The organism is Sphingomonas sp. KR3-1 (assembly GCF_040049295.1).
In the GTDB taxonomy this organism is placed as follows: Bacteria; Pseudomonadota; Alphaproteobacteria; order Sphingomonadales; family Sphingomonadaceae; genus Sphingomonas.
Genome location: NZ_JBDZDQ010000002.1, coordinates 518,476 through 544,403, shown reverse-complemented (window position 1 = coordinate 544,403; position 25,928 = coordinate 518,476). Strand labels below are relative to the sequence as shown.

The following is a 25,928-nucleotide window of genomic DNA, read 5'->3' as shown; positions in this document are numbered from 1 at the left end:
CTCAGAGACCTTTCCGCTCGTGGATTGAAAACTGCTCGTAGGCGGCGTCGCGCGTCAGGCGCCCCGCTTCCATGCGGTAGACAGTGTCGCAAATCTCCAGGACCTGCGGATCGTGCGAAGTGATCACCTTGGTGGAGGGATGCTCGGCCAGCGCCCGGATCATCCGCGTGGCGGTTTCCACATCCAGGTTCGAGGTGACTTCATCGAGCAGCAGCAGGGGCGGATCGCCATAGAGCGCGCGCGCCAGCATCAGGCGGCGGCGCTGCCCGCTGGAGAGCGTGCCATTCTCCTCGCTCACCACGGTGTCGAGCCCGCGCGGCAACGCCTCGACCACGTCCTCGAGACAGGCCACGCGCAATGCTGAAAGCGCACGGCCGCGGTCGGGGTTTTCCTCGAATCCGGTGATGTTCTCAAGGATCGAGCCGCGCACCAGCTTGTCCGCGCCGAGCACCAGGCCGACATTTTCGCGATAGGCCTTGAGACCCCAGGCGGCGAGCCCGACCCCGTCCACCTCCATCACGCCTTCGCTCGGCGTGTAGAGTCCGGCCAGGATCTTGAGCAGCGTGGTCTTGCCCGATCCCGAGGGACCCATGATCGCGATCGCGTTGCCCTGCTTCGCGCCAAGTTCGAAATCGATGTCGGACAGGATTGGCGCGTCGGCGAATCCGGCGCGATAGGTCACCCCGCGCAGTGTCACCGCGTCGCGTATATGGCGCTCGATCGGCTGGTCGCTCGGCTCGGGCTCTTCCTCCAGGAAATCGGACAGCCGCGTCATGTTCGCGCCGAGCAGCGACACCTCGGTCATCGTCGTGACCAGATTGTCGATCCGGTCGAAGAAGATCGTGCGGTAGGTGAAGAAAGCGTAGAGCATGCCGACCGTCATCTGCTGGAGCAGGACCGCGGCGACGCCGTAATAGAGCGTCACCGCCATGCCCAGCGCCGTGACCAGCTCGACCAGCAGCACGGCATTGGCTTCCGTGATCTGGATGCGGAAGCTGGCATTCACGTGCCGCACCAGGCTGTCGTACCAGCGGTTGGTGGTGACGATCGTCGCATTGCCGGTCTTGATCGCGGCGACCGCGCGAAGATTGTCGATCAGGCGCGAGCGCTCGTCCGACTTCGCCTTGAGCGCGAGCGCGCCCTGGCGGCGCATATAGGGATAGAGCGTGAGCCGGATCGCGATCACCATCAGGAAGATCGCGCTCACCAGCGCGGCCAGCCCGGGCGCGTAGAGGAACATGATCGCGCCACTCAGCAGGATCATGATCAGGTCCACCGCCGCCGCGGAGAAGGACTTTGTGACGACGTTGCGCACCGAATCGATCGAATCGAGCCGCGTGGCGATATCGCCCGGATGGCGTCCCTCGAAATAGCGCAGCGGCAATCGGAAGATATGGCCCACGGCGTTACGCGTCAGCTGCGCGAAGAACGCGCTTCCGGCATTGGCGATGACGCGCTTCTGGATCCATGTCGCGACCGCGGTGCTGAGCGAGACCAGCATCAGGCCGACCGCGAGCACCCATAGCAAGTCGAGATCATTGCGCGGCAGCACCGAATCGAGAGCAACCTGGACGATCATCGGCATCAGCATCGCGATGACGGCACCCGCAGTGGCGACAACGATCACTTGGATGAGCGAGGCTTTCAGGCCGTGGGTGAGGTCGAAGATACGCGACAGCGTGTATTTTCTGGCGCGCACGATCGTCTCGAACGCGCCGCCCGGCGAGACTTCGAGGGCGATACCGCTGAAATGCTCGGCGAACTCGGCCATGTCATAGGTGCGCACGCCCATCGCGGGATTGTGGATGACGGCGCGGCCGCGCCGAACCGACTTCAGCACGACGAAATGATTGCTGTCCCAGTGGAGGATCGCAGGCGTGCGGACATGGGCGAGATCGGCAAGATCGTCGATGCGGAGCCCCCGCACGTCGAACCGCAGCTGGTCGGCGACATTCGCAAGGTCGGAAAGGCTGAGGCCGCGCCGCGTCGTACGGTACTGGCTGCGCAGATAGGTCAAGTCGAGCCGGTGGCCGTGCCAGTGCGCGATCATCGCCATGCAGGCGATCCCGCACTCGCCATTCGCCTCTTGCAGGATCATGGGCAGCGTCCGCCGCCCGGATTCGAACAGGTTCATCCCATGCGTCCCCTGAGCGCGACGAGCGGTTCCAGGAACCATTGCAGCAGATTGCGCCGCTCGACCTCGATGTCGGCGGTCAGCGTCATCCCGACCTTGAGCGCGCGCCGACGTCCATAGACCTCGACCGCGTCCTCGGCGGGCGCCACTTCGACGATGAAGTTGCGCTCGATCTGCTTGGCATCGTCCGCCTTCTGCGCGCCAGTGTCGATCGACGCCTGCTCGACCCGGACGACCTTGCCGTAGCGCACGCCGAAGCTCTGATACGGAAAGGCGTCGTATTTCAGCACGACGCGCTGACCCACATCGATCATGCCGATCGCCTTGGACGGTACGGTGAGGATGGCGGTGAGCCGTGCCGAGGGCTGGCCAATGGCGAGGATGCGCGCGCCGGCCTCGATGCGCTCGCCGGGCCGCACCGAGACTGCCGACACGACGCCATCGGCGGGAGCGACAATCTCGCGCGTCTGCAACGAGGTCTGGGCGTGCAGCTGGTTCTCGGTCTGCAGCCGCTGCGTACTGAGGTTGAGCATCGCCTGGCGGATCTCGGCGATGCGGTTCTGGATCCCGGTCACGCGATCGGCACGCGAGCGCCGCACCTCCTGCAAGGTCAGCTCGGTGTCCGAGGCCTCCTGGTTCAACTGCATGACCACGCCGCGCGCCTGGTCCACCGCCATGTCGGTAATGAAGCCCTTGCCGGCGAGTTGCTCATAGCCGCGCAGGCGTCGCTCGGCCATCTGCTGGCGCGCCTTGGTAGCGCTGCCACGATTGCGCGCCGAGACGAGCGATGCCTGGGCGCTCGCCTCGACCTCTGCGATCTGCTGGCGGGCCTCCTCGCTAGTCCGCGCATATTCGGCGAGCTGATTGTCGATGTTCGCGATCGACTCGCGCATCCGCTGGATGCTCTGCGCGATGGTGTCGCCATCGCCGCTGATCACTGGCGGCAGGCTGAGCACCGCCAGCACCTGCCCCTTGTGGACACGCGTGCCGGAGGCAACTCGAAGTTGCGAGACGATCGCTCCCTGATCGGCGACGATCGCCGAGAAGCCCGAGACCGCGGCGATTTCGCCGGATACGGTCTCCTGCTTCGAATATTGCGTGGCCCAGCAGAAGATACCACCCACGACGAGCAGCGTGCCGAAGAATACGCTCAGAACATGATCGAATACCGGCTGCGCCAGCAGCACTTTCGAATCCATGTCCGCCACGCGCCGCGGCTTGGTAAGGATGGCGGTCATGCCGCGCACCGCTGCGGCGCGGTGACGAACTCGTCGAAGCGCTGCCACATATGCCATTGCTCGGGGCAACCGCGCACAGAGTCGGTAATGAAGGATGCGATCTTCCCGGTCGCGTGATCACGCTCTGCTTGGCGTGAAGGCACTTCGAGCAGGTCCGCCACGGTGACCTGGTCGCCTGTGCTCCGAGCCTCGGTCCGGAACAGCAGCAACGGGACCTGACAGAGTGCTGCGACGTCGACGGCGCCCGCTGCGATGCGCGCCGGCGTCCAGAGCAAGTTGATGTCCACCGCACGGCCATAGCTTTCGGGCAGGTCAATCAGCGCGATCAGGATAGCGCCCATGCGGACGCGCTTGAGTAGCGCATGGAACTCCGCGGGCTCTGTCGGTGCCATCAGCGCCACGCGCACGCCCAGCTGATCGAGGCGGTTCATCGCCCGGCTCTCATCATCATCCGTGGTCCGGGTCTTGACGATGATGACGTCGCGGTCGCGGAAGTACCGATGCAGCAGCCAGGCAAGCGCCAGCGAATAGGGACCCATGTGCAGCGTCGCCAGAACTGCGCCGCGCTGGCGCGAAATCCAGCGCAGCGCGTCATCATCTTCGGTCCGGACGTTCGCGGCATCGGCGAGCAGCCCAGGCAGCGAACGATCGGCGAGCGCGAGCCATTCCATCTGGAAAAGCAGATCATGATAGCCATTCTCGCCGGCCAGCTTCCACGCCTGCGCACGCGGCAAATGCAAGGCCTTGGCCATCATCCATGCACTCTTGCCGCAGGGTCGAAGCAACCCGGATGCCCGCGAGAGCCGGAACGCCGAGCGGAGCAGCTTGCGGCGTAGCCGCATCGGGAGGCGCGCCAGGAGGCGGACACCGCGCTCGGCCAGAGAATGGGCGCCGCGGCGATCGGGTTCGGGCTCTGACAGCAACGGAACTGAACTCACCATGACACCACGCTTGTAAAGTGCGACGCCCCGGCGAACCGGGGCGTCGCGATCACATCAGCACTTCTTCGAGGCCTTGACGCCCACGGAGAAGCCGCCGTTCTGAGTCCAGCCGCCGGTAACCTCGACGCCCCAGCCATTGTCGGCTGCGGCGCTGGCCTGGGCCGAATACTCGGCCTCGCTCACGACGAGCGAGTAGCTGCCATCGCCATTGTCGGTGGCGACGCCCGAATAATCTCCGGCATCGAACTGGCTATAGCCGCCGACGATCATTTCGAGCTCAACGAGGCAAAGATTACGCATCGTATTTCCCCTTTGCTTAGTCGAGCGCACCAATTTGCAACTCGACTAATACTACCTCTCATTTTAAGATACTTTTCGGAATGCGGAATTTGTGTCGTTATTGACTGCATCCAATGCTGGAGCTTTCTCGTCCATTCTTGCCAGATGCAATGTGGGAACTTCGTCTTCGCGCGAGCTCTCCACGGAATCTTCGTGCATCTCGGTCAGCTTCATGTTGACGCGGAACCGCACCGCGCCGCCGGAGTGCTCGGTCACGAGGTGGGCGATCAGCCTTGCCCTGACCGACTCCGCAAGGCGCAGGAGCCGGCGCCGGCCATCGCGGGGATCGGGATGACTCACCACCAATCCGCGCTTCTCGATGCAGTTCAGGAGGCGAATGGCCGTGCTTTGCGGCCCGCCCAGGCTGATGCACGCATTGCTGACCGGGACTGCCTCGCCGTCCATTTCGGCCAGAAGGAGCTCGAGCATCAGGCTCCAAAGCGCGTTTCCAAAAAGATCGGGCGCCCCGAAGGTCGGCCGCGATTTTGAGCGGGACAGGGCAATTCTAACTTCAGATGCGCCCAAGTTATCTGAGGCGGAGTTGCTGAATATAATGTTAGAACTGTCAATTTGCTCGGCAGATTGTTGCACAAGCTCATCGAGTTTTAGTTGTAGCTGCTGCAAGCCCTTCGTAAATCGCTCAGCAGAACGAACAACGCGAGTTATATCACGCGCCACATCAATATCTGACACCGAATTACCCCCCTCGGATAACTTCAGCATTAAAGACCTAGTTTTTTTTGTGTCAAGCGGGATATGGATCAACTATCAGATCATAATCAACTTGACTCTTTAGATATTTATATTAAATGATCGTGCCGCTTACGCAATATAACCATTATGGTCTTATTGGCGGGATTTAAATAGCGACGCCGATGGTCACACTCCTCGACGTCACGGGCGCGCCGAGTGCGATCCTGATCTTCGCGATCCGGTTGTCGATAGTGTCACGCTGCATGAGAGGCGTACGACAATCGAGATTCCCCGGTTTGCCGTCATCCGCGGCACTGCCTTGGTGCAGGAACCAGTAAGCTATTCACCAGCCTCATCCTCAACGGGCGCGACCTGCCCGAACGCGCGCAACGCGCACCATTGCCGGTCAATATGGCGTCCCGACGATTTTGATCACCGGCGACGATGCGTGCGTCGCCGAAGCGATAGAATGGCTCGGGCCGATCGAGACGGTCGTCACGAAGCGGAGCCTCGGACTCTTCGCCGAAGCACGTGCTTCTCCCGCCCTTATCCAGTCCCGCCTTCGTGCGACGGCGCAGGCAGCCGTTTCGAGAGCCGACGTCGCACCTTTCCGCCTTGAAGGTTTCTCTTGATGACTTTACCCGCCCTGCTTCCCTAGGAATATCCGCGCCTTTACCTTGGGCATGTTGTTTTTGAATGGCCTATTCAAGGCCCGCTATCGGCAAGTAACCAATCAACCGGAGGCTTAGCACGCTCGCGGCGATTATATCTGCATCTTCCCATAGCGAAGTTCGAATATCTTGCACGATGGCCTGCCATTTTCAGAATTCTGCGCGACTCCGGACGTTCATCGTCGTAGCTATTTTTCTTCTGTCCCCCCCGGGAGCGATATCGGCGTCCGGCAGGGGAATAGCCTGAATCGACAGGCGGAGCGGCAGCCGCATGTTTGCGGGGGGCTCCTGGTCCAGCGCCATGCCGAGCAGCAGCGCACGCAGATCGTCGCCCGCCGGCGCGGCGGCAAAGGTCGGGCATTCGACCCGCGTGATGTGTCCCGAGGCGTCGATCCAGATGCGCAGCACCAGGCCTGGGCTGGCTTCGCCCTGCCTGTCGGGCAAGGTCCGCATGGCCGCCCGCAGCCGGAGCGCCGCAGGATCCTGACCGTCGCTGAGCCGCGCCGTTACCTTCTCGGTGACGCGCTCGGCATAGGCACGCCACGATTCCGGCACAGCCTGTCCGGTGACGGCCTGCGCTGGGGCTGGGGCTGCAGCGGGAGCCGAGGCGAGCCCCAGCCCCGCGGCGATCGGCAAGAGCAAGCGGTGCATCGCGATCCCTAGTTCTGCGGCACAGCCGCGCGCGCCGTGGCGTCGAGCCCGCCGGGGCGATCGCCGCGGCCGGGCCGTCGCCGCTATTGCCCGAGCGGCAGCTGAAGCGGATCGGGCCCGGGGAAGCCCGATCCGCTCCATTTTCCGGCTAGAACTTGCCGGAAAGGTCCAGTTGCAGAACGTCGATGGAGAGCGGCGCGCCATAGACGGTGTTCGCCGACAGCCAGCGCGCGCCGACGGAGAAATTGTCGGTCAGGCCATAGGCGCCGCCGACGACATAGCCCTTGGCATTGGTGCCGCCGAGGTGGAAGTCGCTATCGTTGAACGCATCGAGCACCGCGTCGGGCTGGATGTAGCGATATTCGGCGAAGCCCAGCCAATCGCCCTTCTTGCTGAAGCTGGTCCGGCCGATCTCGAAGCGGGCCATATAGGCGTCGGCGCCGCTGCGGAAGATCTGGTTCGACACCGGGCAAGGCTGCCCGAGCGGCACCTGAACCGAGCAGCCGTCATTATTGGTGACGATCACGCCGCGGTTCATCACGACGTTCCGGTCATAGCCGAAATTATGGACGTAGTTGCCGGTCAGGGAGGCGTGGACGTCGTCCTTGAACAGATAGCTGACCGCGCCCTTCACGCTCAGGTCGCGGAACTGCGAGGCATAGCCGAAATATTGGAGCTGACGGTTGCTGGTCGGGTCGGGGATGACGAAATCGCGCAGCTGGACCAGCGTGTTGCCCTTCTGCATGAAGCCCGGCCGGCTATAGTCGGTCGCGCAATAGGGGCCGGTGTTGAGGCACTGCGAAGCGACCTTCCCGGTCACGTTGTAATAGCCATAGACCGCCGCCGAGAGCGAGGCGTTGACCGCCGAATTGACCTGGTAGGTCGCCGCCACCTGGCCGCCGACCAGATAGCTGTTCTGGCTCGAGCTGACCTTCTGGTCCGCGGTTGCCTGATCAGGGAAGCCGTCAGGCGCGAAATTGAGCGTCACGCCGGCGAGATCGGCGCGCAGCTTGAGCGACTTGCTCGGGCTGTAGCGCGCGGTGGCGGTGATGCCGTCGAGCGCGGTATCCTCGTCCCACACGATGTCGCTGGTCGCAAAGGCGGCGTTGCTCTCGATGAACGGATTGTCCGTGCGGCCGAGATTGACCTGCAGCGCGTCGCCCTGGCGATAGCTGAGATAGCCGCGGTCGAGCCAGAGGTTCTTCTTGGAGAGATAGCCGCCCAGCGTCTGGGTGGTCGATACCGGCGAATTGTCGCTGCCGGTGGCGACGCGGATCGTGGTGCTCAGCCCGCCGCCGAGCTGCGCCTCGAGCCCGAAGCGTGCGCGCAGGCGGAGCAGCTGGCGATCGGCAAGCGAGTTCTGGATTGCCGGGAAATCGGGGTTGCTGGTGCTGACGTCATAGCCCGGCCCGGCGTTGATCGCGATGAAGTCGACCAGGTTGGCGCGGTTGTCCTTGTCATAGTAGCGGCCCTCGGCACGGACGCGCAGATCGCCGAACAGGCGGATGCGCGACGTCCAGTCGGGCACGGCATTGGGCGCGGCCCAGCGCTCGGCCTTGGCCTGGGCAAGCACCTGCTCGCGGATCTGGTCGCGGATCTGATCGCGCACCAGCTGCGGGACATAGGGGACGCTGACTTCGCCCGGCTCGGGCGGCGGCGCGGCGCTGGCAACGGCGCTGGCCGCACCCTGGGCGCGCGCGGCAACCAGCTCGGCCGCCGACTTGGCGATCAGCAGGTCGCCTTCCTCCTGCGTGATCGAGCCCTTCTTGACGAGCAGGCGGACGAGATCGGCCATCGCGCCGCCGGGCTCCGCGGTCGCGGCGGCGGTGGGGGTGCCGGTCTGCGCGAGCGCGGGGTTGCCCGCCGCAAGCGCCGCCGCCGAGGCGCCGAGCGCCAGCGCCTTGAGCCAGAGGGAGGAACGGGTCATCAGTCAGGTTTCCTTTCGACAAAGCGAGGTGCGGGCCGGGCTTCAAATGCCGGTGCGGTGATCCATGGAGAAACGGAGCGGCTGGCGGTCGAGCACGGCCTGGGACGGCAAGCGCAGCGCGCTCAGGCTGCGGATGATCGCGGCGATTTCGTCGTCATAGGCGCGCGTGCCGGTGCCCTGGTCGAACTCGAAGCGCACGACGCGCCCTCCGGCATCGACCCAGACGCGGCCCTTGGCATAGGCGCGCAGATTGCCCGGCAGCTTGCGGCTGCGCTTGAGCGCCGCCTCGATCACCGTGTTGAGATAATTGCCATAGGCGGAAGCGTCGAACGCGCCATTGCCGCCGGTGCCGTTGCTCGTGCCGCTGCCGCCGATGCCGCTGCCGAACCTGCCGGTGCCCGCGCCGGACTGGACCCCTGCCCCCGCCGTCTGCGCATCGGCATTCTGGGTGACCGCGCCCGGCGCTGCGGCATTGGCCGCCGGCGAAGGGCTCGGCGCCTGGGGATTCTGCGCCGGGTTCGGCACCGGCACGGGCGGGCTCTCCTCGACCGGCTTGGGCTTTTCGACCTCTTCCGGAGGCGGGGGTGGCGGCGGCGGCGGCGCAAGCGGGATGATCGTCGAGATGTCCGCCGCCTTGCGCGCCACGCCGTCGTCCTGCGTGAACGTGCGCCAGGCGAACAGCACCAGGACGAGCACCCCGGCGAGGACGAGGCCGCGCAGCAGCCAGGTCCGCGCGATCCCCGGCGCGTCCGGCCGGTCGAGAAGGCTGTCGGCGTACATCGTCAGCTCTTGCCCGGCTTGCCGGTGACCAGCCCGACCTTGTTGAGGTCGAGGCGGCGCAGCAGATCGAGCACCTCGATCACCTTGCCGTACTGGACGGCGGTGTCGCCCTTGACGACGATGTTGACCTCGGGATCGAGCGCCTGCTGCTCGCGCAGCCGCTGCTCGAGCTCGGTCATCGTCACCGGATAGGCCTCGAAATAGACCTCTCCGGTGTCGGCGACGGTGATCGCCTTGGACTTGCTGTCGAGCTGGGCCGACGAGCTGGCCTTGGGCAGGTTGGTCTTGATCCCCTGCACCGAGGCAGTGGTCATGATGATGAAGATGATCAGCAGCACATAAGCGAGATCGAGCATCGGCGTGATGTTGATCTCGTCATAGGCCGCGCGGCGGCCGCCGAGCTTCATGGCCATGGCGTGTCTCCCGGGCTCGACTGGTTACTGATTGGCGGCCACGCGCACCGGGGCGGCGTGACGCTGCGCCTCGGCCAGGCGCGTGATCAGATTGTCGACGAACACCTGCATATCGTCCGACAGGGCCCGGATGCGGCTGTTGAGATAATTGTATCCGAACAGCGCCGGGATCGCGACGGCAAGGCCGGCAACGGTGGCGAGCAATGCCGAGGCGATGCCGGGGGCGATCGCGTTGACGTTGACATCGCCCGCCGCCGCGATCGCGCCGAAGGTGATCATCACACCGAGCACCGTGCCGAGCAGGCCGATGAACGGCCCGCCGGCGATCGCGATCGTCAGCAGCACCATCTGGCTGTCGAGCCGCTGGTTCTCGCGGACCTGCTGGCCGTCGAGCGAGGAGCGCATCGCGGCCAGGGTCTCGGCCGAGAGCGGCTCGCCGCGATAGAGCTCGATGCGCTCGGCAAGCTCGGCCATGCCGGTGCGGAACAGGTGATAGAGCGGCGATTCCCCGAAGCGATTGCGGCGCGCCTCGTCCTCGGCGATCGGCGCGACATCGCCGCGAAAGCCGCGATACTGGCGCAGGAAGGCGGCATTGGCCTTGGCGAAACGGCCGAGCAGCGCGGCCTTGCTGGCCATCACCCAGACCGCGATGACGAACATCACGCCGAGCACGCCGATCACTGCCCAGGCGTCGATCGGCGTGCTGCGGACGATCGTGCCGAAGGCGCCGCCGCCGCCGCCCTGCTGCTCGTCGGTGCCGAAGCTGAGAAAGCCCGTGCGGCGACCGGTGGCGGCATAGTCCGCGGCAATCGCATCGGCCGGAAGCGCGCTGCCGGCGATGCGGAACTCGTCGATCGTCCCGGCGAGGAAATTGCCGGCACTGTCGCCGCCGATCGTGCCGCCCCCTGCGAGCGAGGCGATGCCGAGCGGGCTCTGGCCGGCGACCTGGCCGTTGACATAGAGCGTCGCGCCGCCGGCATTGGCGGTCACCGCGATCGCGGTCCAGTCGCTCGAGAGCGCGGTCGTCGCCGTGACGCGCTGCTGGCGGCCGGCATTGACGATGTCGAGATAGGGCACACCGTTCGCCACGCCGATCACGATCGACGAAGCACCGCCCTGATTGGCGTAGAGCACGCCGTTCGCCGGCTTGTCCTTGGCGAGCGAGACCCAGGCCTGGATGCTGATCCCCTGCGCCGGATCGATTGCCAGCGCGGGGGCAGCCGTGATCGCGAGGCTGCGCGTGCCGTCGAGCGCGGCGCCGTTGCCGATCCAGCCGGCATTGGCGAGCGCGGGCCCTTGGGGCAGGTCGTTGCGGTTGCTGGTCGCGTCACGCGCAGCGTCGGCACCGGAGAAGTGGTAGACCGCGCGGTAGCCGGCGTTCCACACGCTGGCCGGGGCGCTGGCCGCCGGCGCTTCCTTGTTGCCATAGTACAGCCAGATCTTCTGCTGGCCACCGGCGGGCAGCTCGGGCAGCTTCACCCAGACGAGCGCGATGCCCAGCTTCGCATCGAAGCTTTCGATCTGATAGGCGAGCGGCGTCTTGTCGTCCTGGGCAAGGAAGCGAAGATCGGCGCCACCGGTCTTGAGGTCCTCGAAGCGGATGTTGCTGCTGTCCAGCCGCAGCAGGATCGGGAAATCCTTCTGCGCTTCCTCGGCGATGCTGCCCGGCGCGCCGGTATCGACGGTGAGCGCCTTGCGATAGGCCCAGTGCGGGTCCCACCAGGCATGCGCCACCTGCGGCAGCATCAGCAATGCGGCGATGACGGCCGCGATCTTCTTCAGCTTCATAAAGCCCTCCCTCGCGCGCCGCAGGGGCGCGCCCGATCAGTTAGAATTGCGAGTAGATGCGGAACTGGACCCGCTTCGGGCCCCGCTCGGTCACCGGCGTGGTGCGGAGCGGAATGCCGAAATCGAGCGAGCCATAGAGATATTTGAACAGCTGGAGCCGCAGCCCCACCCCGGCGCTGGCGATCGACAGCCCGGCATCCTGCTGGGGCAGCGGATCATAGATCCACACCCGGCCGGCATCGAGGAACCCGAGCACGCGCAGGTCGTCGACCGAGCGGCCCAGGCCAAGGATCGGCCCGAGCGTCGGCGAGCGCAGCTCGATCGAGGTGCGATAGGCATTGTCGCCCAGCCCCTCCGCCTGGAGATAGCCGCGCACCGAACCGTCGCCGCCCACGGCGAACTGCTCGGTCTGCACCAGCGCCGCGCTCGCCACCTGGCCTTCGAGCTGGACCCAGAGATTGGCGCCGAACGGGAACTGGTGGAGCGCGCTCAGCGAGCCGCGGAAATAGACGAAGTTGCCGCGCGAGCGGAAGCGCTTGGCGTCGAGCGTGCCATCGCTGCTGCCCAGCCCGCGAAACGCCATGTTGAGCGAGCCGTTGAAGCTCAGCTGGTCGGTGTCGGTACGGATCGAGCTGTAATAGCCGAGGAACACGGGATAATAGGTGATCGGCGCGCGGGTCTCGAGCCCGGGGAACATCGTCCGCTCGTCGACATGCTTCCAGGTGCCGCCGAACTGCATCGTCTGCTGATAGGTACCGATCGGGCTGAGCGGCATGCTGAAGGTGGCGGTGACCTGCTCGCCCTTGCCGATCACCGTGGTGTCGCCCAGCGTCGCGACATTGCTGTCCGACTTGAGCGCGGTGAGATAGAGACGCGTCAGCGACGAAAAGAGCGGCAGCGAATAAGTCGCCGAATAGGCGCTGGATTCGCTGTATTTGCGCGGCGAGAAATTGCCGAGCAGCTCGATCGAATGGTTGAGGCCCCACAGATCGTCATAGCGCAGCCGGGCGAGCGCGCGCAGATCGGTGGTGTCGCGGCTATACTGGTTGTTGAGCTCGAACTGGCCGTGCAGCGGCAATGCCGACTTCACACTGAGGTCGACGTCAATCGTCTCGGGCGTGGCGCCCGGCTTGGGAATGATGTCGACCTGACGATCGGAGCTGCGCGAATTGAGCGCGATCAACTGGGCGGTGAGCGCAGTATAATTGGGTGCCTCGCCCTGCTTGAGCGCCGGAAGCGCCTCGCGGACCTTCGCGGCGACGCCCTCGCTGGCGCCGGCAACGGTGACCGCGCCGATCTTGGATTCGATCACCTTCAGATAGACGATGCCGTGCGCGCCGTCCTGTTCGGGGATCAGGACGTAAACGCTCGGATAGCCGGCCTCGCGATAGGCTTTCTCGAGCGCGGCGCGGGCACGCTCGGCGTCGCCCACCGTGCGGCCGGGGCCCTCGAAGGGGTAGACGGCGCGCTCGATCTGGTCTGCCGTCAGGCGCGTATTGCCGCGCACCCGGAACTCGAGAATGTCGATCGGCTGGGCGGCCGCCGCCGCCACCGCGGCGGGCGTCGGCGAGGGAGGCGGCGCCTCCTGCGCCTGGGCTGCCGATGCCAGCGCCACGGGCGCGAGCAACAGCATTGTCTGGATGCCTTTGGTCATCATCGATCCGTTCGGAAAGGGGAAAGGCCGGCTCAGTCGCCGAAGCCGAGGAAGGTCACGCGCCACGTGGCCGGCTGGCTCGGCGGCTGGCGCCCGCCCACCGCGTCCTCCGCCACCTTGCGCGCCGCCGCCGCCGCGCCGGATGCGCTCGCGGCCACCGCGACATCGACCGTCGCCGGCTTGGGCACGCCGATCGTCGTGCCCTGAACCTGCGCATTGTCGGCATGGATCACGGTGCGGGCGAAGACGATGAGGTTGCCCGAGGCGCGGATGCCGGCATCGCCGAAATCGACCACGCCGTGCGGCGCGTAGAGCTCGACATCGGCGGGCGGGAAGCCGGGCGCGACCAGCGTGCCGATGCCCGAGCCCGGGATCGGCGGCAGCACCGAGCTGCGCACCTGGCCGTCATTGTCGAGGCTGACGAAGTTGCCGAGGTTGATCTGCGACGTCTTGGCGCCCTTGCCGGCGTTGATGTCGCCCCAGCTCGACCAGGCGAGCAGACGGCCGCCGAGCACGGTGAGCAGGCGCCCGTCGCCGACCGGGATGTCGTCATGCGCAACCACGTTGATCTCGCCGCCGCGGCCCGTATAGGCGCCGCCGCCGCTGTCGCCCGGCACACCGATCACCACCGTGCCATAGGGCGCGAAGATGCTCATCCGGCCGCCGGCCAGCGTCTGCAGCACCGAGCTGGGCGTCGGCTGGTTGAGCACGCCGGTGCCGTTGTTGATGATGCTGCCGTGGCGCGAGAGGCCGGTTTCCTTGTCCGAGGTCGGGAAAGCGGCGGCCAGCGCCTCATAGCCTCCCGCCGTGACGTCGAGCGCGCCGCCGGCGCTCGCCGTGGTGCTTGCCGAGGCGCGGCCGGCACGGCTCAGCTCGGCGGTCACCGTCGACTGGATCAGCGGCAGCTGGTTGGCATAGTCATAGCCGCGGAAGATCGCGAGCGCCTGCGCACCGGTGATCGTCGGCTTGCCCTTAGCGTCGTGCAGTCCTTCGCGCTGGGCGACATAGGCGATCAGTGCCTCGGTATAGAGCGTCCCGCCATCCTTGCCGATGCCCGGCGCCATCGCCGCGCCGGTGGTGAAATAGCGATCGATGAACTGGGTGCGGGTCGCCTGATACGGGTCGGTGCCCGCCTGCAGGTACAGCGCCGCACCCTCCACCCGGTCACTCCACGCGCCGCTCGTCGCGGTCGCCTGGTTGCCGTTGGTGATGATGCCGCCGCCCGGATAGATGTCGCGGCCCGCAATCAGCTCGACCGTGCCCGGCCCGCCGACCACCAGCGAGGTATCGGTGCCGACCAGATTGCCCGGGCGGATGTCGAGGATGTCGCGGCCCGCGGCGATCAGCGTCAGGTCGCTGTCCGACACGTTGGTGACATAGGCGGCGTTGCGATAGCCGCCGCCGGCGAGCACGCTCGCCGCCGACTGGATGCGCACGTCGCGGCCGGCGCGAAGCTGCAGGCTCTTTGCCGAGACGAAGCCGCCATTATAGTCGCCGGTCAGCGCATAGAGCCGGTTGGGGTTGGTATCCGGCCCGAGCGCCGATCCGTCGCGCAGGTGCAGCCCCGCCATCGAGATGCGCGGCTGGCCGGTGGTGGCGTTGTACAGGTCGGTCACCCCGGCGATGCGGTCGCTCTGGCGGACGATCTGGCCGGTGCCCGTGCCGATCGAGCCGCTGGCGAGCAGCGTGAAGGTGGCGTCGGGCGCAGCGACCTGGTTGAACGAGGCGGTGATGTCCCCCGCGCCCGCGACCAGCGTCACCTGCGGCGCGGTGAACAACAAACTGGTCCCGTTGAGGAAGGTGATGCCGCCACCGGTCGAGATCGCCGAAATGCCGGTCTTGAGCGGATTGACGCGCGGCAGATCGTCGGCGGTGAAGGTGATCGACTGGTTGGCGCGGATCGTCAGCCCGCCCTCGCCCGTCTGCGTCGTCGCATTGACCGAGAGGCCGGCGCGCAGGCTGGTATCGCCGCGATAGGCCTGGGTGGTGCCGGCGATGTTGCCGCGCGCCTTGATCGAGATGTCGCCGCCATTGACCGTCACGCGCGGATCGGAGTTGGTGTAGACCGACACCGAGCCTACCACCGGGCCGCCGGCCGTGCTGGTCGCCGCCGACTGGCCGAAATAGCCCTGCGGCACGACCTGGAGCGAGGACAGGCCGTAATCCACCCGCACCTGGCCGGTCGGCTTGCCGTTCGCGTCGAGCACGATCTCGCGCACCGTGGCGGTGAAGGTGGTGTTCTGGGCATTGGCATAGGCCGTGCCCGGCGGATTGGCGCGGAAGGTGAGCGTGTCGCCGACCTTCAGCCCGTCGATGCTCGACAAGGTGAGCAGGCGCGGCGAACCGATGATGCCGTTGCTGCTGCCCGCGACGGTGAGCTCGCCGATCGCAGTGACCTTGCGGTTCGACACCGTGTCCGAATGCGAGGCGGTGACGACGTTCGCGTTGACCGATCCGCCGGCGATCAGCTCGACATTGCCGCCGCCATAGGTGCCCACGCCATTGGCGATCGACAGGTTCGACCACCATTCGAGCGCATTGGCGTTGTCGCCGATCGCCGGCACGCGGCTCATCACGCCGCGGCCGTTGCCCGCGATGTTGATGTCCCCGCCCGCGACGATCTTGATGTTGCCGCCATCGCCCAGGAAGGTGCCGTCATAGGTCTTCCCGCCGGCAACGAGCGACGGATCGACCGAGATCGCGCCCTGGACCAGCGTCAGGCTGGTCTGGGTGGTGGTGTAGGTGAGATAGGTGCCGTTGGGGATCGCCACCGGGCGATCGACCACGCGGCCGCCGGTGACGATGCCCGAATTGACGTTGACCGAGGTGACGCTGCCCGCGGCGGCGATGTTGATGTCGCCCGCGCCGGTGCGGATCGTGCGCGCGGTGGTCGCGTTGCCGAGCGTGAAGTTGCCGGTCGCCCCGCGCGCCGTCGCCATGCTGTCCGCCGCTGTGAAATCCGCGCCGGCGACGAAGTTGAAGTCCCAGGAGCGGCCGAGCACGCCGATGCCGACCGTGCCGGTGTTGGTGGTGAAGATGATGTCGTTGCTCGGGATCGAGCCGAGATTGCCCGGGCCGCTCAGATTGGCCGGATTGTTGCTGACGGTGCGGACGATCTGGCCGCTGCGGATCGTGAAGCCGTCGGTCAGCGTGGTGTTGACGGTGATGTCGCCCGCCGCGCGGAAGCTGAGCACGCCGGCATAGCCCTGGCTGCCGTAGCGCTTGCCGACCAGGTCGATCGTGCCGGTGCTGTCGTTGATGTCGATCGCGCCGGTCGAGCGGATCTCGGCACCCATCTCGAAATAGGCCGCCGGGTTGGTGGTGAGCCCGAGCTTGGCGAGGATCGCGCCCGCGTTCGCCGCATAGGCGGTGTTGTCGGTATTGATCGTGTTGATCAGCGCATTGTTCACCGTCACCACCGCGCCGGCGCCGGTGCCCGTCGTGTTGCCGACGGGGTTCGAATAGATGCGCAGCGGCTCGACGAGGATGTCCTCCGCACCGCTGACCGCCGCGCCGACATTGCCGGTGATCGCGACATCGTTGCCGGTGCGCAGCGCACGCAGATGCACCTGCCCGGTATCCGAGGTCGTGGTGCCCGCAGCACCGACGCGGATGCGCGCGCCATCGGCGATCGCCAGCGTGCCGGTGCCCGCCGCGAGCAGCACGTCGCCGCCCTTGCCGCCGCTGTCGACCGCGGTGCCCGAGGCATCGACCAGGCCGGTGCCCGCAAGGGTGAGCGACTGCCCGGCCGAGAGGCGGACATCGCCACCGCCGGTCGTCGTCCGGCGCGCGTCGATCGTGCCGGCGATCGACAGGTTGCCGGCATCGGCGCCGATCGTGACCGAGCCGGCACGGATCGTTTCGCCGGCGCCGAGCGCGAGGTTGCCGGTACGGACGCGGATCGCGACCTGCCCGTCGAGCCCGGCCTTGCCCAGCATGTCGCCGAGCCCGCCCAGCGAGCCGGTGAGGCTGGCGACATCGAGCGCGAAATCGCCATCGCCGGCGCCGTTCAGCGTGCCGTCGAGCTTCGCGGTGCCCGAGGCGCTGAGATCGATCAGACCCGCCTTGGCCCCCTCGCCTGCCGACACGTCTAGCACGCTGTCCTTGCCGAGCGTCACATCGCCCTTGGCCGCGGCCAGCTTGACCATGCCGCCGTCGAGCGCCTGGGTAACGTCGTAATAGGGCTTCACGATGCCCGACGTGTCGATCTTGCCGGTGACGTTGATGCCGTTCTGGCTGTTGATCGTCACCAGGCCCGAATGCGCTTCGACCAGGCCGCCAATGTCCACGGTCTTGGCCGACACGACCAGCGCGCCGCCATTCTCTTCGCGCGCCTTGGCCGCCGTCGCGCCCTGCACGACGCTGAGCGCGCCGGCGATGTTCATCGTGTAGTTGCTGCCCGAGCCGACCGTGAGCGCGCCGCTGGTCAGCGTCAGGTCGCCGCCGGCGGTGAAGCCCGCCGGGCGCGTGCTCGTCACGACAACGCGATCGGACGCGACGATGTTGGTCTTGCCGAAGCCCTGCGTGCCGGTGTTGCCGTCGCTCACCACCGCAGTCGCCGTCGCGGCACTGCCGCCGCCGCCCGCGATCGCGATCGTCGGGTTGGAGGTGAAGCCCGCGCCGCTGTTGACGATCTTGATCGACTTGATCGGGTTGCCGAAGACCGGCGCGAACACCGCGCCGGTGCCGGAGCCCGCGATCTGGAAGGTCGGATCGCCGGCGAAATTGACGCTGTTGATCGCCGTCGGGACCAGCGTGGCGTTCATCGCCTGGCCGACGACATTCTGGCCAAGGCGAGTCGAGGATTGCTGGGTGATCGTGCCCGGCTGGCCGGTGACCGCGACGATGCCCGAGGCTACCAGCGAGAAGGTCTGGTCCGACTGGAAGCCGGCGCTGCTGCTGATCACCTTGTAGGCGATCGGCGTAACGTCGGTGGCGAGCTGCGTGCCGCTGGTCGTGCCGCGCACGGCATAGGTGATCTCGACCACGGCGGTCTGCTGCGTCGCGCCGGTGCCCTGCACCAGCGTTCCCATCGTGCTGGCGCCTGCGCGGAGATACTGGACGCCGCCGAACGCCGTGACGCCACCCGTCGCGCCGGTCTTGAGCGCACCCTGGACGAAGCCGTTGATCGTCCCCAGCACCTGGCCGTTGGCCATGATCGTGATCGGCAGCGCGCCGGTATCGCTCGCGGCGACATAGCCGGAGCCGCCGCTGAGGCCGAGCGTCTTAAGGTTGCGAAGCGACGTGTCGAGCTCCGCCGTGGCAACCACGCCCGAGCCGCCGCCGCCGCCCGAGACCGTCACGGTCGGCGGGCTCGTATAGCCGCGCCCGCCATTGGTGACGGTGAAGCCGAGGACCGAGGAGCTGGTCGCCGAGAGGAAGACGTCGCCCGCGATATTGTCGGCAGGGTTGTTGAGGCTGTCGCCATTGGGATCGGGCGCGGTGCCCGGATCATAGTTCAGCGCCTGGATCGTGAGCGAGCCGGTGCCCGTCGCGGTCTTGCCCGTGGGCAGCACGCCGCCGGTGTTGGTGATCGTCACCGTGCCGGCGATCAGCTTGCTCTCGGTCCCGTCATTGGCGTAGCCGTACAGGCCTGCGCTATCGAGGCGGAGCTGCTCGAGCGTGGGCAGGCCGGCCGCATCGACGCCGCCGATCGTCACTGCGCCGTAGAAGTCGATCGTGCCGCCGCTGCGCAGGCTGATCCGTTCGGCCTTGGCGATGCCGTCGATCGCGGCCTGGCCGAGGACAAGGCCCTTGGTGCCCGCCGGCGCGGCGCCCAGGCTGATTGCCGTGCTCTGCAGATCGATCTCGCGCGCGACCAGGCTTACGTTCTTGCCGAACGCCAGGTCCGGGATGTTGTCGGTCGCATTGCCGCCCATGCGCAATGCGCCCGAGCTGGTGAACTTGGTATTGTCGCCGATCCGCGTGACCGGCGCATAGATCGACACGAAGTTGATGTTGATCGCATCGAGGCTGTTCTGGTCGAACACGCCCTTGGCGACGATCTGGCTGCCGTCCGCAATCGTGACGTTGGTGTCAGAGGTCAGGCGGATCTGCGCGGCGCTGAGCGGCTGGACCTCGGTATCGACCAGCAGCGCGGTCTTGCCGGCGACCGCCAGCGAGCCGCTGCTGAAGAAGGCGCTCAGCTGGTCGGCGAGCAGCAGCGTGTAGTTCTGCGCGAGCAGCGATGCCTTGTCGGCGCCGCTGTCGATCACCGCGAGCTTGTCGCCGGTGATCGTGCCGACGCCGACGCGCGCGCCGCCCATCGCCAGGAACCGCGACGTGCCGAGCAGATTGACCGTGCCGAGCGCGTTGAGCGTCAGCGAGCCGCCATCGGCCGGCAGGACCGGCACGTCCACCGCAGCACCCGCGGTGCGGGCAGCCGCGGCGAGATAGGCGTCGGACGTGAAATACTGGTTGGCGAAGAATTCCTGATAGCCGCTGCGGCTGCGCACGACGGCGGGCGCATCGATTTCGAACTGCGACCATTTCTGCTCGCGCTCGCCGCCCAGCGTCAGATAGCCGGAGACCAGCCGGGCGCCGTCCGGTCGATCGACCGAATAAAGCGGCAAGTCGCTCGACACGTCCGTGCGGGTGACCAGATAGGCTCCGGGCAGCGTCGCGTAATCGGCCGGCAGCAGCGTGTAGAAACCAGCCGGGACGCCGGCACCTTCGCCGATATAGATCTGCTGCGGATCCTCGCCGACCAGCGAACCGGGCAGGCCCGCACGTGCCGGCACGATCGCCCAGCGATTGGGTCCGCGCGTCGCGACGTCGACCGAGCCACCGGTGCCGGGGACGAAGCGCTTGGCATAGAGATCGCCGCCGCCCGACAGATCGATCACCGAGCCGACCTGCGCATCGATGTTCGTCGCCGAGATCGTCAGTCCCTTGCCGGGGACGGTGAACGGCCCGACGGTCTGTGCGCCGGTGGTGCCGTTCGCCAGCGTGGCGAAGAAGCCGCCATTCGCGCCCTGCGAGAAGGCCCAGGTGATGCCGTCATCCTCGATCGAGCCGGCCGGGATCACCGCGCCCTCGAGCGAGGCCGAAGTCAGGCTGCCGGGGCGCAGGATCACCTTCCCGTTGACCGGGTCGGTCGAGATCAGCGCGATCGTGCCCTGCGGCGCGCGGACCACGCCGCCCTGGTCGATCGTGCCCGCCGCGATCGTCAGCTGGCCGAACGGCGCGTAGGGCACGGGCGGCGTCGCGCCGTTCGAACGGATCGTGATCGTCTTGTCGGCCGGCGCGTTGATCCGGAAGGCAAAGTTGTTCGGCGCGAAATTGTCGGCGCGCAGCGTGGGATAGAGCTGGCCGGCGGTGAGGTTGAGGTTGCCCCAGGTGTAGAGCGCATGGCCCGCCGGATAGCTTGGCGGGACGACGAAGCGCGAACCGATCGATGCGGCAACGCGGATATCGGTGGCGCTGAGGAAGTTGATCGTCGCGAAACCGTCGAGGTTTCGCGAAACCGCAGGGCGATAATAGGACGTGTAGCCGGTGCCCGCGGCATTGGTGACATAGGCGAGGCCGTTGCCGGTATAGGTTCCGGTCGCCGCGACCGATTCCGCCACCGACTGGATCTGCACCGTGCCGTTGCCGAACGCGACGTTGCCGCTGACATCGATCACGCCGGCATTGACGTCCAGCGTGCCCAGGACATTGTCCGGCCGGCTGTTCTCGGTGTCGCGCTGCTTGTTGCCGAGCGTGTCCCCGATCGAGCTGGGCGTGAGGCCGATGCTGGTGGTGCCGTCCGCGTTGCGAACGCCCGGCGTCGTGCCGATATATTCCTGCGGGCTGTCGAACGCGACACGCGTCGCCGAGAGCGCGATCTTGGCCGCGCCGATCACGCCGACATTGGGGGTCCGCAAGGTGAGCGAGCGCGACGGCGCCAGCGTCACATCGGTCGTGAAGCGCACGGCCCGGCGGGCATCGAGCGTCACGTCGCTGAAGCCGCCCTTGCTGATCGTGTCGGCGGCGATGAAACCCTTGCCGTCCATGCCCGCGGCGAAATTGTCCGTCGCGGTGGCGGTGTTGAGCTGGACCGCGTTGTTGGCATAGCTGCCGAGCGCCGCCGTGCGGATGCCGTTCGCATCGGTCGCCAGGCTGAAGCCCGAGGTGCCGCTCTGCGCGACATCGAGCGTCTCGAGAATCAGCGGCGCAAACCAGAACCAGTCCTTGTCGCCCTGGTTGGCGGTTGCGGTGCGCGTAACGACGCGGTCGGCATCCAGCGACGAGACGCCGGTCAGATAGGTATTGAGGCCGACCTGGCGGGCGAGCCGGACGGTGAGCGTGCCGCCCATTCCGCCGGCGCCGCCGGCCTTGCCGGTGAGCGTGCCATCAACGAACAGCCCTTCGGTGCCGATCAGCGTGACGCTGCCGGCCTCGCCGACCAGGCTGGTCGGCCGGCGCCCGCGCGCAACGCCGAACATCGTGTCCTCTGCACGCGCGGCATCGACCATGCCCGAAGTGCCGGAGACGTCGATCTCGCTGCCCGGGCGCAGCCAGACCACGCCGTTGTTCGTGGTGATGCTGACATCGCCGCCGGCAAGCACTTCGCCTGCGCGCAGCCCCGCCGAATCCTTGTAGATGCTGGCGATGCCGCGCGCATCGATCTTCGCATGCGCGCCGAAATCGATCACGTTGCTGACCGAGACCGGGCTCCAGAAATAGTCCGCCGGATCGCCGCGCTGCACGAAGGTGGCGCCGGTGGTGTAGAAGCTGATCTTGCTCGCCGGCGCCGTGATCGTGCCGTCGAAATAGAGGCTGGGGCCGCCGTTGAGCGCAAAGGCGCTGGCGCGATCGAGCGTGATGTCGACGCCGGTCGGCACGTAGATGCGGCCCGTGGTGGTCAGGTTGATCGCGACGCCCGGGCGGAACAGCGCATCGACCTGACCGACATGGCTTGCCGCGCGCAGGTCCGCTCCGCTCGCGACGCTGCGCAGGCTCGCGTCGAGGATACGGTTGCGGATGCCGAAATCATATTTCCCCGGCGCGAAGCTCAGTGCGTAGGTGTAGTCCTGCGTCTGGTCGGCGGTCTGGGTGAGCAGCGGATCGACATTGTTGACGATCGCCTTGACCGAGACGCTGGAAAAGCCGCCGCGCGTCAGGAAGGCCGGATCGATCACCAGCGAGCCCGGGCGGCTGTTGGGATCGAGCGCGCCGAACGCGACGCCCGAATTGACGTTGAACGAGAGCGAACCGCCCTTCCCTGTCGCACGGGTCAGCGCGGGCGCGGCATAGCCGAACGCTTCGAGCACGATCTGGCCGCCGAACAGCGCAGCGCTGTCGCCGGCGCTGGGGCCGTTGAGCGTGATCGCGCCGCCGTCGCCGAACGCGAGGTCGCCGCCCGCCTGGAGCCATGCCCCGCCATTGGCGAGCAGCTGCGCGCCGCTGGCTATGTCATAGGCGTTGGGCGCAATTTCGTTGAGATTGCCGATCGTTATCGAGCCGCCGCCGATCACCGGCGGCGCGCCGAGCACGGTCGCGCCATAGTCGTTGAGATACTGGCCCGAGACGTCGATCACCGCGCCGCTGCCGATCCGCACGGCCGTGCGGTCGGTGCCCGAATCGGTCGTGGTGGCGTGGCGCAGGATGACGTTGCCGCCCGGCGTGGTGATCGTGCCGTCGATCGTCGTCACGGCGGCGCGGCTGCGCTGGGCCAGCCGGTGCTCGACGCCGTCCAGATCGGTGACGAACGCCACGCCGTTGACCACGCGCCCGCCCGCGCAGACCGTGCAGGGCAGCGGCTTGCCGGTCACCGCATCCACCACTTCGGTGATGCGGCCATAGGATTCCAGATCGAGCGTTCCGCGCGGCGCGAGCTTGAGCGACACGCCCTTGCCCAGCGTGATGTCGCCGGCGACGACCTTGAGGTTGCCGATGCCCTGGTCGCCCGACAGCCCGTCGACCGAGAGGTAGCTGGTGGGGAATTCGGCGGTGGCCGGAAGCGCGTCGTCGGGGCGGAAATCGGCGGTCAGCCCGGCCAGCCCGGTCGCCGACCCTGCAACGAACTTGAGCCCGGCGGCGCCCGAAGCCGTCGAGATGCTGGCGTTGGTCCCGGTGGCGCCCGGAATATAGGTGACGGAACTGGACGCCAAGGTGGTGATCGACAGCGTCGCCGCCGTCGGGATCAGGTCGCCGGCGTAGAGGCTGCTCGTCGTGGAGCCGGTCAGCCGCTGGCGCTGGCCGATCACCACCCCGCCATAGATCGCCGCATCGGAAACCAGGCGCGATCCGGTGAACGAGATCTTGCCGGCGTTCTTGCCTTCGAAATAGCCCTGGTTTGCCGTGCCCTCGGTAAAGGGCTGGGTGTAGGAATCGCCGACGCCCCAGGTCGGGTGATCGACATTGTCGGCGCCGTACAGCCCCTGATAGACCACGTCGCGGCTCGCCGCGCCGATATCGACCAGCCGCCCATCGGCGGTCACCAGCTTGGTGGTGAGCGCCTCGCCCGGCGTGTAGCTGACATAGCCGCCGGCGACGTTGAGCGTCGATCCGGACATCGCGACGAGCTCGCCGGTCGAGCTGTTGCCGAGCTGGCTGAATATCCCGAAATTGATCGTCCCGCCGGCGCTCAGCTTCTCGTCGATGCCGCGGGTGAGATTGGCGACCGCCGCGCTCACGTCCGCCAGCGGCGTGCCGACCCAGGTCGAGCCGTCGTCGCGCGTCCCGGTGACGCGCAGATCGATCACCACGTCCTGGCCATAGACGTTCGAGGGGCCGTCCTCGCGCTGCAGCGGCGAATCGCGCAGCTCGTAGGAGCGCAGATTGACCGTGATGAAGTTGCGATCCGCCGACAGCGTCACCGCCTGGCCGCTGACGTCGACGAAGCTGTTCTGCCCGAGATAGGTGCGCCCGACGCGCGTGGGGCTGGTCAGGTCGTAGTTGAGCGGCGAAAAATTCGACCCGGCGATCGTGTCGAGGAAATTGACGGTGCCGCCCGGCGCCATGATCCCGGCGCCCTTGCCGAGCGTGATGAAGCGGCCCTGCAGCGTCACCACCGGCGGCGTGAACGGATCGGCGTCGGCGATGCCGTCCAGCCCGCCGCCCGTCGCGTCGTCGGGCAAGTTGGCGATCACCGCGCCATCGCCCATCGTGACGCTGCCCAGCGTGAGCGAGGTCAGCGAGCTCGGGATATTGGCGCTGGAGCCGGCGCCGAACAGAAACCGCAGGCCGGTGCGGGTCAGCAGATTGACGGTGCCCGGCGTGGTGACCGACGTGCTGACTTCGAGCACGCCGTCCTGCTCGATCTTGTCCGCGACGAAGGTGATGTCGCCGCGCGGCACCGCGATCAGCCCGTTCTTCGCGTTGGTGATGCTGCTCTCGATGAGCGGCAGGCTGCCGAGCTCGCCGGTGGTCGTCTTGTCGCGGCCGCGCACGAACACGTCGAGCTTGCCGCCGCCGCGATCGGCGAAGAAGGCATCGGCGCCGGCGGCCAGGATCACCTGGCCCTGGTCCGCGGTGATCATGCCGCCATTGACGATCTTCGGTGCGACGAGGATCACGCGCGATACCGAATTGGACGAGGCCGCGTTGGTCAGGTCCACCTTGGGCGTGGTGATCGTCGCCCCCGCCTCGATCACGATGCTGCCCGGATTGAGCGTATCGTTGGTGAGCGAAGGCGTGCGGCCGAGGCCGAAGCTGTTGTTGACCTGCTGGCCGATGCTCTGGTCGGCATCGCTGCGGAACGCGCCGAGCAGGCCCGAATAGGTGGTGTCGACGCCCGCCGCCTTCTGGTCGGCGGTAAGGCTGCCGAACGCGATGTTCTTCTGATCGGCCGTGGCGCGCGTGCCATAGGGCACCGCCGCCGCGCCTACCGGCACCGAGAAATCGAGCGTCGAGGCGAGCAATCCGGCGGTATTCACCTGGCTGGTCGCCGAGAAGATCACGCCGTTGCGGTTGATGATATAGACTTCGCCCGGCGCCTGGATCTTGCCGCGGATCACGCTGGGGGCGAGCGACGGGTCTTCGACGCGGTTGAGCGCGATCCAGTCCTTGCGGGCAACCCCCGCGCTGTCGGTCTGGTCGAAGGCGACGGTGGTCTTGTCGCCGACGTTGAACGTGTTCCAGGTCAGCGTCGCCTTGGCGTCGGTCTGCTTGATCGACACCGTCACCGAGCCATCGGCATTCACGGTCTCGCTCGGCAGGCCGGCATTCACCCAGAGCGGATTGTTGTTCTGCGCCGTGCGCGGATCGGCGGTGACGCCGCCATAGACCTCGAGCCCGCCCTTGCTGAGCCCGTTGGGGGTCAGGTTCGATCCTCCCGCGGCACGCGCGGCGGCCTGCGCCGCCTGGGCGGCGCGGATCGCATCGGCGGTGGCGGTGAGGTCACGGACGCGCTGGGCGAGACCCGCGCTGGTATCGGGCTTGATCGACGTCGGCGCCGCCGGGCGCGAACCGGTGGGGGCGGCAGAAGGCGCGGCGCCCCCCTTGACGGGTACCGCGGTCACGGGCCCTGCCGCCGCGGGGGACGCGAGCAGCATGGCACCGAGCGCGGTACCCGCGAGCAGGACCGTCCGCGCACGGTGAGAAGGGAACAGACTCACCGCACGCGGCTGCCCGCTCGAACCCTGGTTGCTGCCGATCGCGCGCGCCGTCATGCGTCCCACCCCATTGTCGTCAAAGCCCCTCGGCTGCGGCACTCGCGTGACGCCTCCTCAATGATCAGGACGGATCGGATTCGGTGCGACCGAAGCCACCTGC

12 protein-coding genes are annotated in these 25,928 nt (G+C 67.1%); all 12 read right to left on the bottom strand.

Translation table 11 applies throughout. From position 1 onward, the window contains the following. Position 1: 1 nt before the first annotated feature. Positions 2 to 2,134, bottom strand: coding sequence for a peptidase domain-containing ABC transporter (locus ABLE38_RS14305; RefSeq protein WP_348974901.1), 2,133 nt, complete (start codon positions 2,132 to 2,134; stop codon positions 2 to 4). Further along, complete coding sequence (locus ABLE38_RS14300; RefSeq protein ID WP_348974900.1) at positions 2,131 to 3,372, bottom strand: HlyD family efflux transporter periplasmic adaptor subunit; 1,242 nt, start codon at positions 3,370 to 3,372, stop codon at positions 2,131 to 2,133. Before ABLE38_RS14300 ends, ABLE38_RS14305 begins: the two co-directional genes overlap by 4 nt. Beyond that, positions 3,369 to 4,127, bottom strand: a complete 759-nt coding sequence (locus ABLE38_RS14295) for a hypothetical protein (RefSeq protein WP_348974899.1) — start codon at positions 4,125 to 4,127, stop codon at positions 3,369 to 3,371. The genes ABLE38_RS14300 and ABLE38_RS14295 overlap by 4 nt, the downstream gene beginning before the upstream one ends. 240 nt (positions 4,128 to 4,367) lie before the next feature. Continuing rightward, positions 4,368 to 4,613 (bottom strand): hypothetical protein, encoded by a 246-nt coding sequence (locus ABLE38_RS14290; protein ID WP_348974898.1) that lies wholly within the window; start codon positions 4,611 to 4,613, stop codon positions 4,368 to 4,370. A 63-nt stretch (positions 4,614 to 4,676) separates the two neighbouring features. Then, positions 4,677 to 5,375: a hypothetical protein gene (locus ABLE38_RS14285; protein WP_348974897.1), complete on the bottom strand. Its 699-nt coding sequence runs from the start codon at positions 5,373 to 5,375 to the stop codon at positions 4,677 to 4,679. A gap of 791 nt (positions 5,376 to 6,166) precedes the next feature. Next, the gene (locus ABLE38_RS14280) at positions 6,167 to 6,667 is read right to left on the bottom strand and encodes a hypothetical protein (protein WP_348974896.1); all 501 of its coding nucleotides are present in this window, start codon (positions 6,665 to 6,667) and stop codon (positions 6,167 to 6,169) included. Positions 6,668 to 6,815: 148 nt separating this feature from the next. Beyond that, positions 6,816 to 8,594, bottom strand: coding sequence for a putative porin (locus ABLE38_RS14275; protein ID WP_348974895.1), 1,779 nt, complete (start codon positions 8,592 to 8,594; stop codon positions 6,816 to 6,818). 42 nt (positions 8,595 to 8,636) lie between these two features. After that, entirely contained in the window at positions 8,637 to 9,374 is a 738-nt protein-coding gene (locus ABLE38_RS14270) for a hypothetical protein (protein WP_348974894.1), read from the bottom strand. Positions 9,375 to 9,376: 2 nt separating this feature from the next. Next, a complete protein-coding gene (locus ABLE38_RS14265) occupies positions 9,377 to 9,787 on the bottom strand; it encodes a biopolymer transporter ExbD (protein WP_348974893.1) in 411 nt (136 codons plus the stop codon). 24 nt (positions 9,788 to 9,811) lie between these two features. Then, positions 9,812 to 11,575 carry a DUF2341 domain-containing protein gene (locus tag ABLE38_RS14260; RefSeq protein ID WP_348974892.1) on the bottom strand — a complete coding sequence of 588 codons (1,764 nt, stop codon included), beginning with the start codon at positions 11,573 to 11,575 and terminating at the stop codon, positions 9,812 to 9,814. Between the two features lie 40 nt (positions 11,576 to 11,615). Further along, positions 11,616 to 13,229, bottom strand: a complete 1,614-nt coding sequence (locus ABLE38_RS14255; protein WP_348974891.1) for a ShlB/FhaC/HecB family hemolysin secretion/activation protein — start codon at positions 13,227 to 13,229, stop codon at positions 11,616 to 11,618. 32 nt (positions 13,230 to 13,261) lie between these two features. Beyond that, positions 13,262 to 25,825, bottom strand: coding sequence for a filamentous haemagglutinin family protein (locus ABLE38_RS14250; RefSeq protein WP_348974890.1), 12,564 nt, complete (start codon positions 25,823 to 25,825; stop codon positions 13,262 to 13,264). Positions 25,826 to 25,928: the final 103 nt, after the last annotated feature.

Coding starts and splice junctions, on each gene's coding strand:
- ABLE38_RS14260 (WP_348974892.1), bottom strand. CDS start 11,575: ATGAAGCTGAAGAAGATCGCGGCCGTCATCGCCGCATTGCTGATGCTG.
- ABLE38_RS14275 (WP_348974895.1), bottom strand. CDS start 8,594: ATGACCCGTTCCTCCCTCTGGCTCAAGGCGCTGGCGCTCGGCGCCTCG.
- ABLE38_RS14265 (WP_348974893.1), bottom strand. CDS start 9,787: ATGGCCATGAAGCTCGGCGGCCGCCGCGCGGCCTATGACGAGATCAAC.
- ABLE38_RS14300 (WP_348974900.1), bottom strand. CDS start 3,372: ATGACCGCCATCCTTACCAAGCCGCGGCGCGTGGCGGACATGGATTCG.
- ABLE38_RS14290 (WP_348974898.1), bottom strand. CDS start 4,613: ATGCGTAATCTTTGCCTCGTTGAGCTCGAAATGATCGTCGGCGGCTAT.
- ABLE38_RS14305 (WP_348974901.1), bottom strand. CDS start 2,134: ATGAACCTGTTCGAATCCGGGCGGCGGACGCTGCCCATGATCCTGCAA.
- ABLE38_RS14255 (WP_348974891.1), bottom strand. CDS start 13,229: ATGACCAAAGGCATCCAGACAATGCTGTTGCTCGCGCCCGTGGCGCTG.
- ABLE38_RS14270 (WP_348974894.1), bottom strand. CDS start 9,374: ATGTACGCCGACAGCCTTCTCGACCGGCCGGACGCGCCGGGGATCGCG.
- ABLE38_RS14295 (WP_348974899.1), bottom strand. CDS start 4,127: ATGATGGCCAAGGCCTTGCATTTGCCGCGTGCGCAGGCGTGGAAGCTG.
- ABLE38_RS14280 (WP_348974896.1), bottom strand. CDS start 6,667: ATGCACCGCTTGCTCTTGCCGATCGCCGCGGGGCTGGGGCTCGCCTCG.
- ABLE38_RS14250 (WP_348974890.1), bottom strand. CDS start 25,825: ATGACGGCGCGCGCGATCGGCAGCAACCAGGGTTCGAGCGGGCAGCCG.
- ABLE38_RS14285 (WP_348974897.1), bottom strand. CDS start 5,375: ATGCTGAAGTTATCCGAGGGGGGTAATTCGGTGTCAGATATTGATGTG.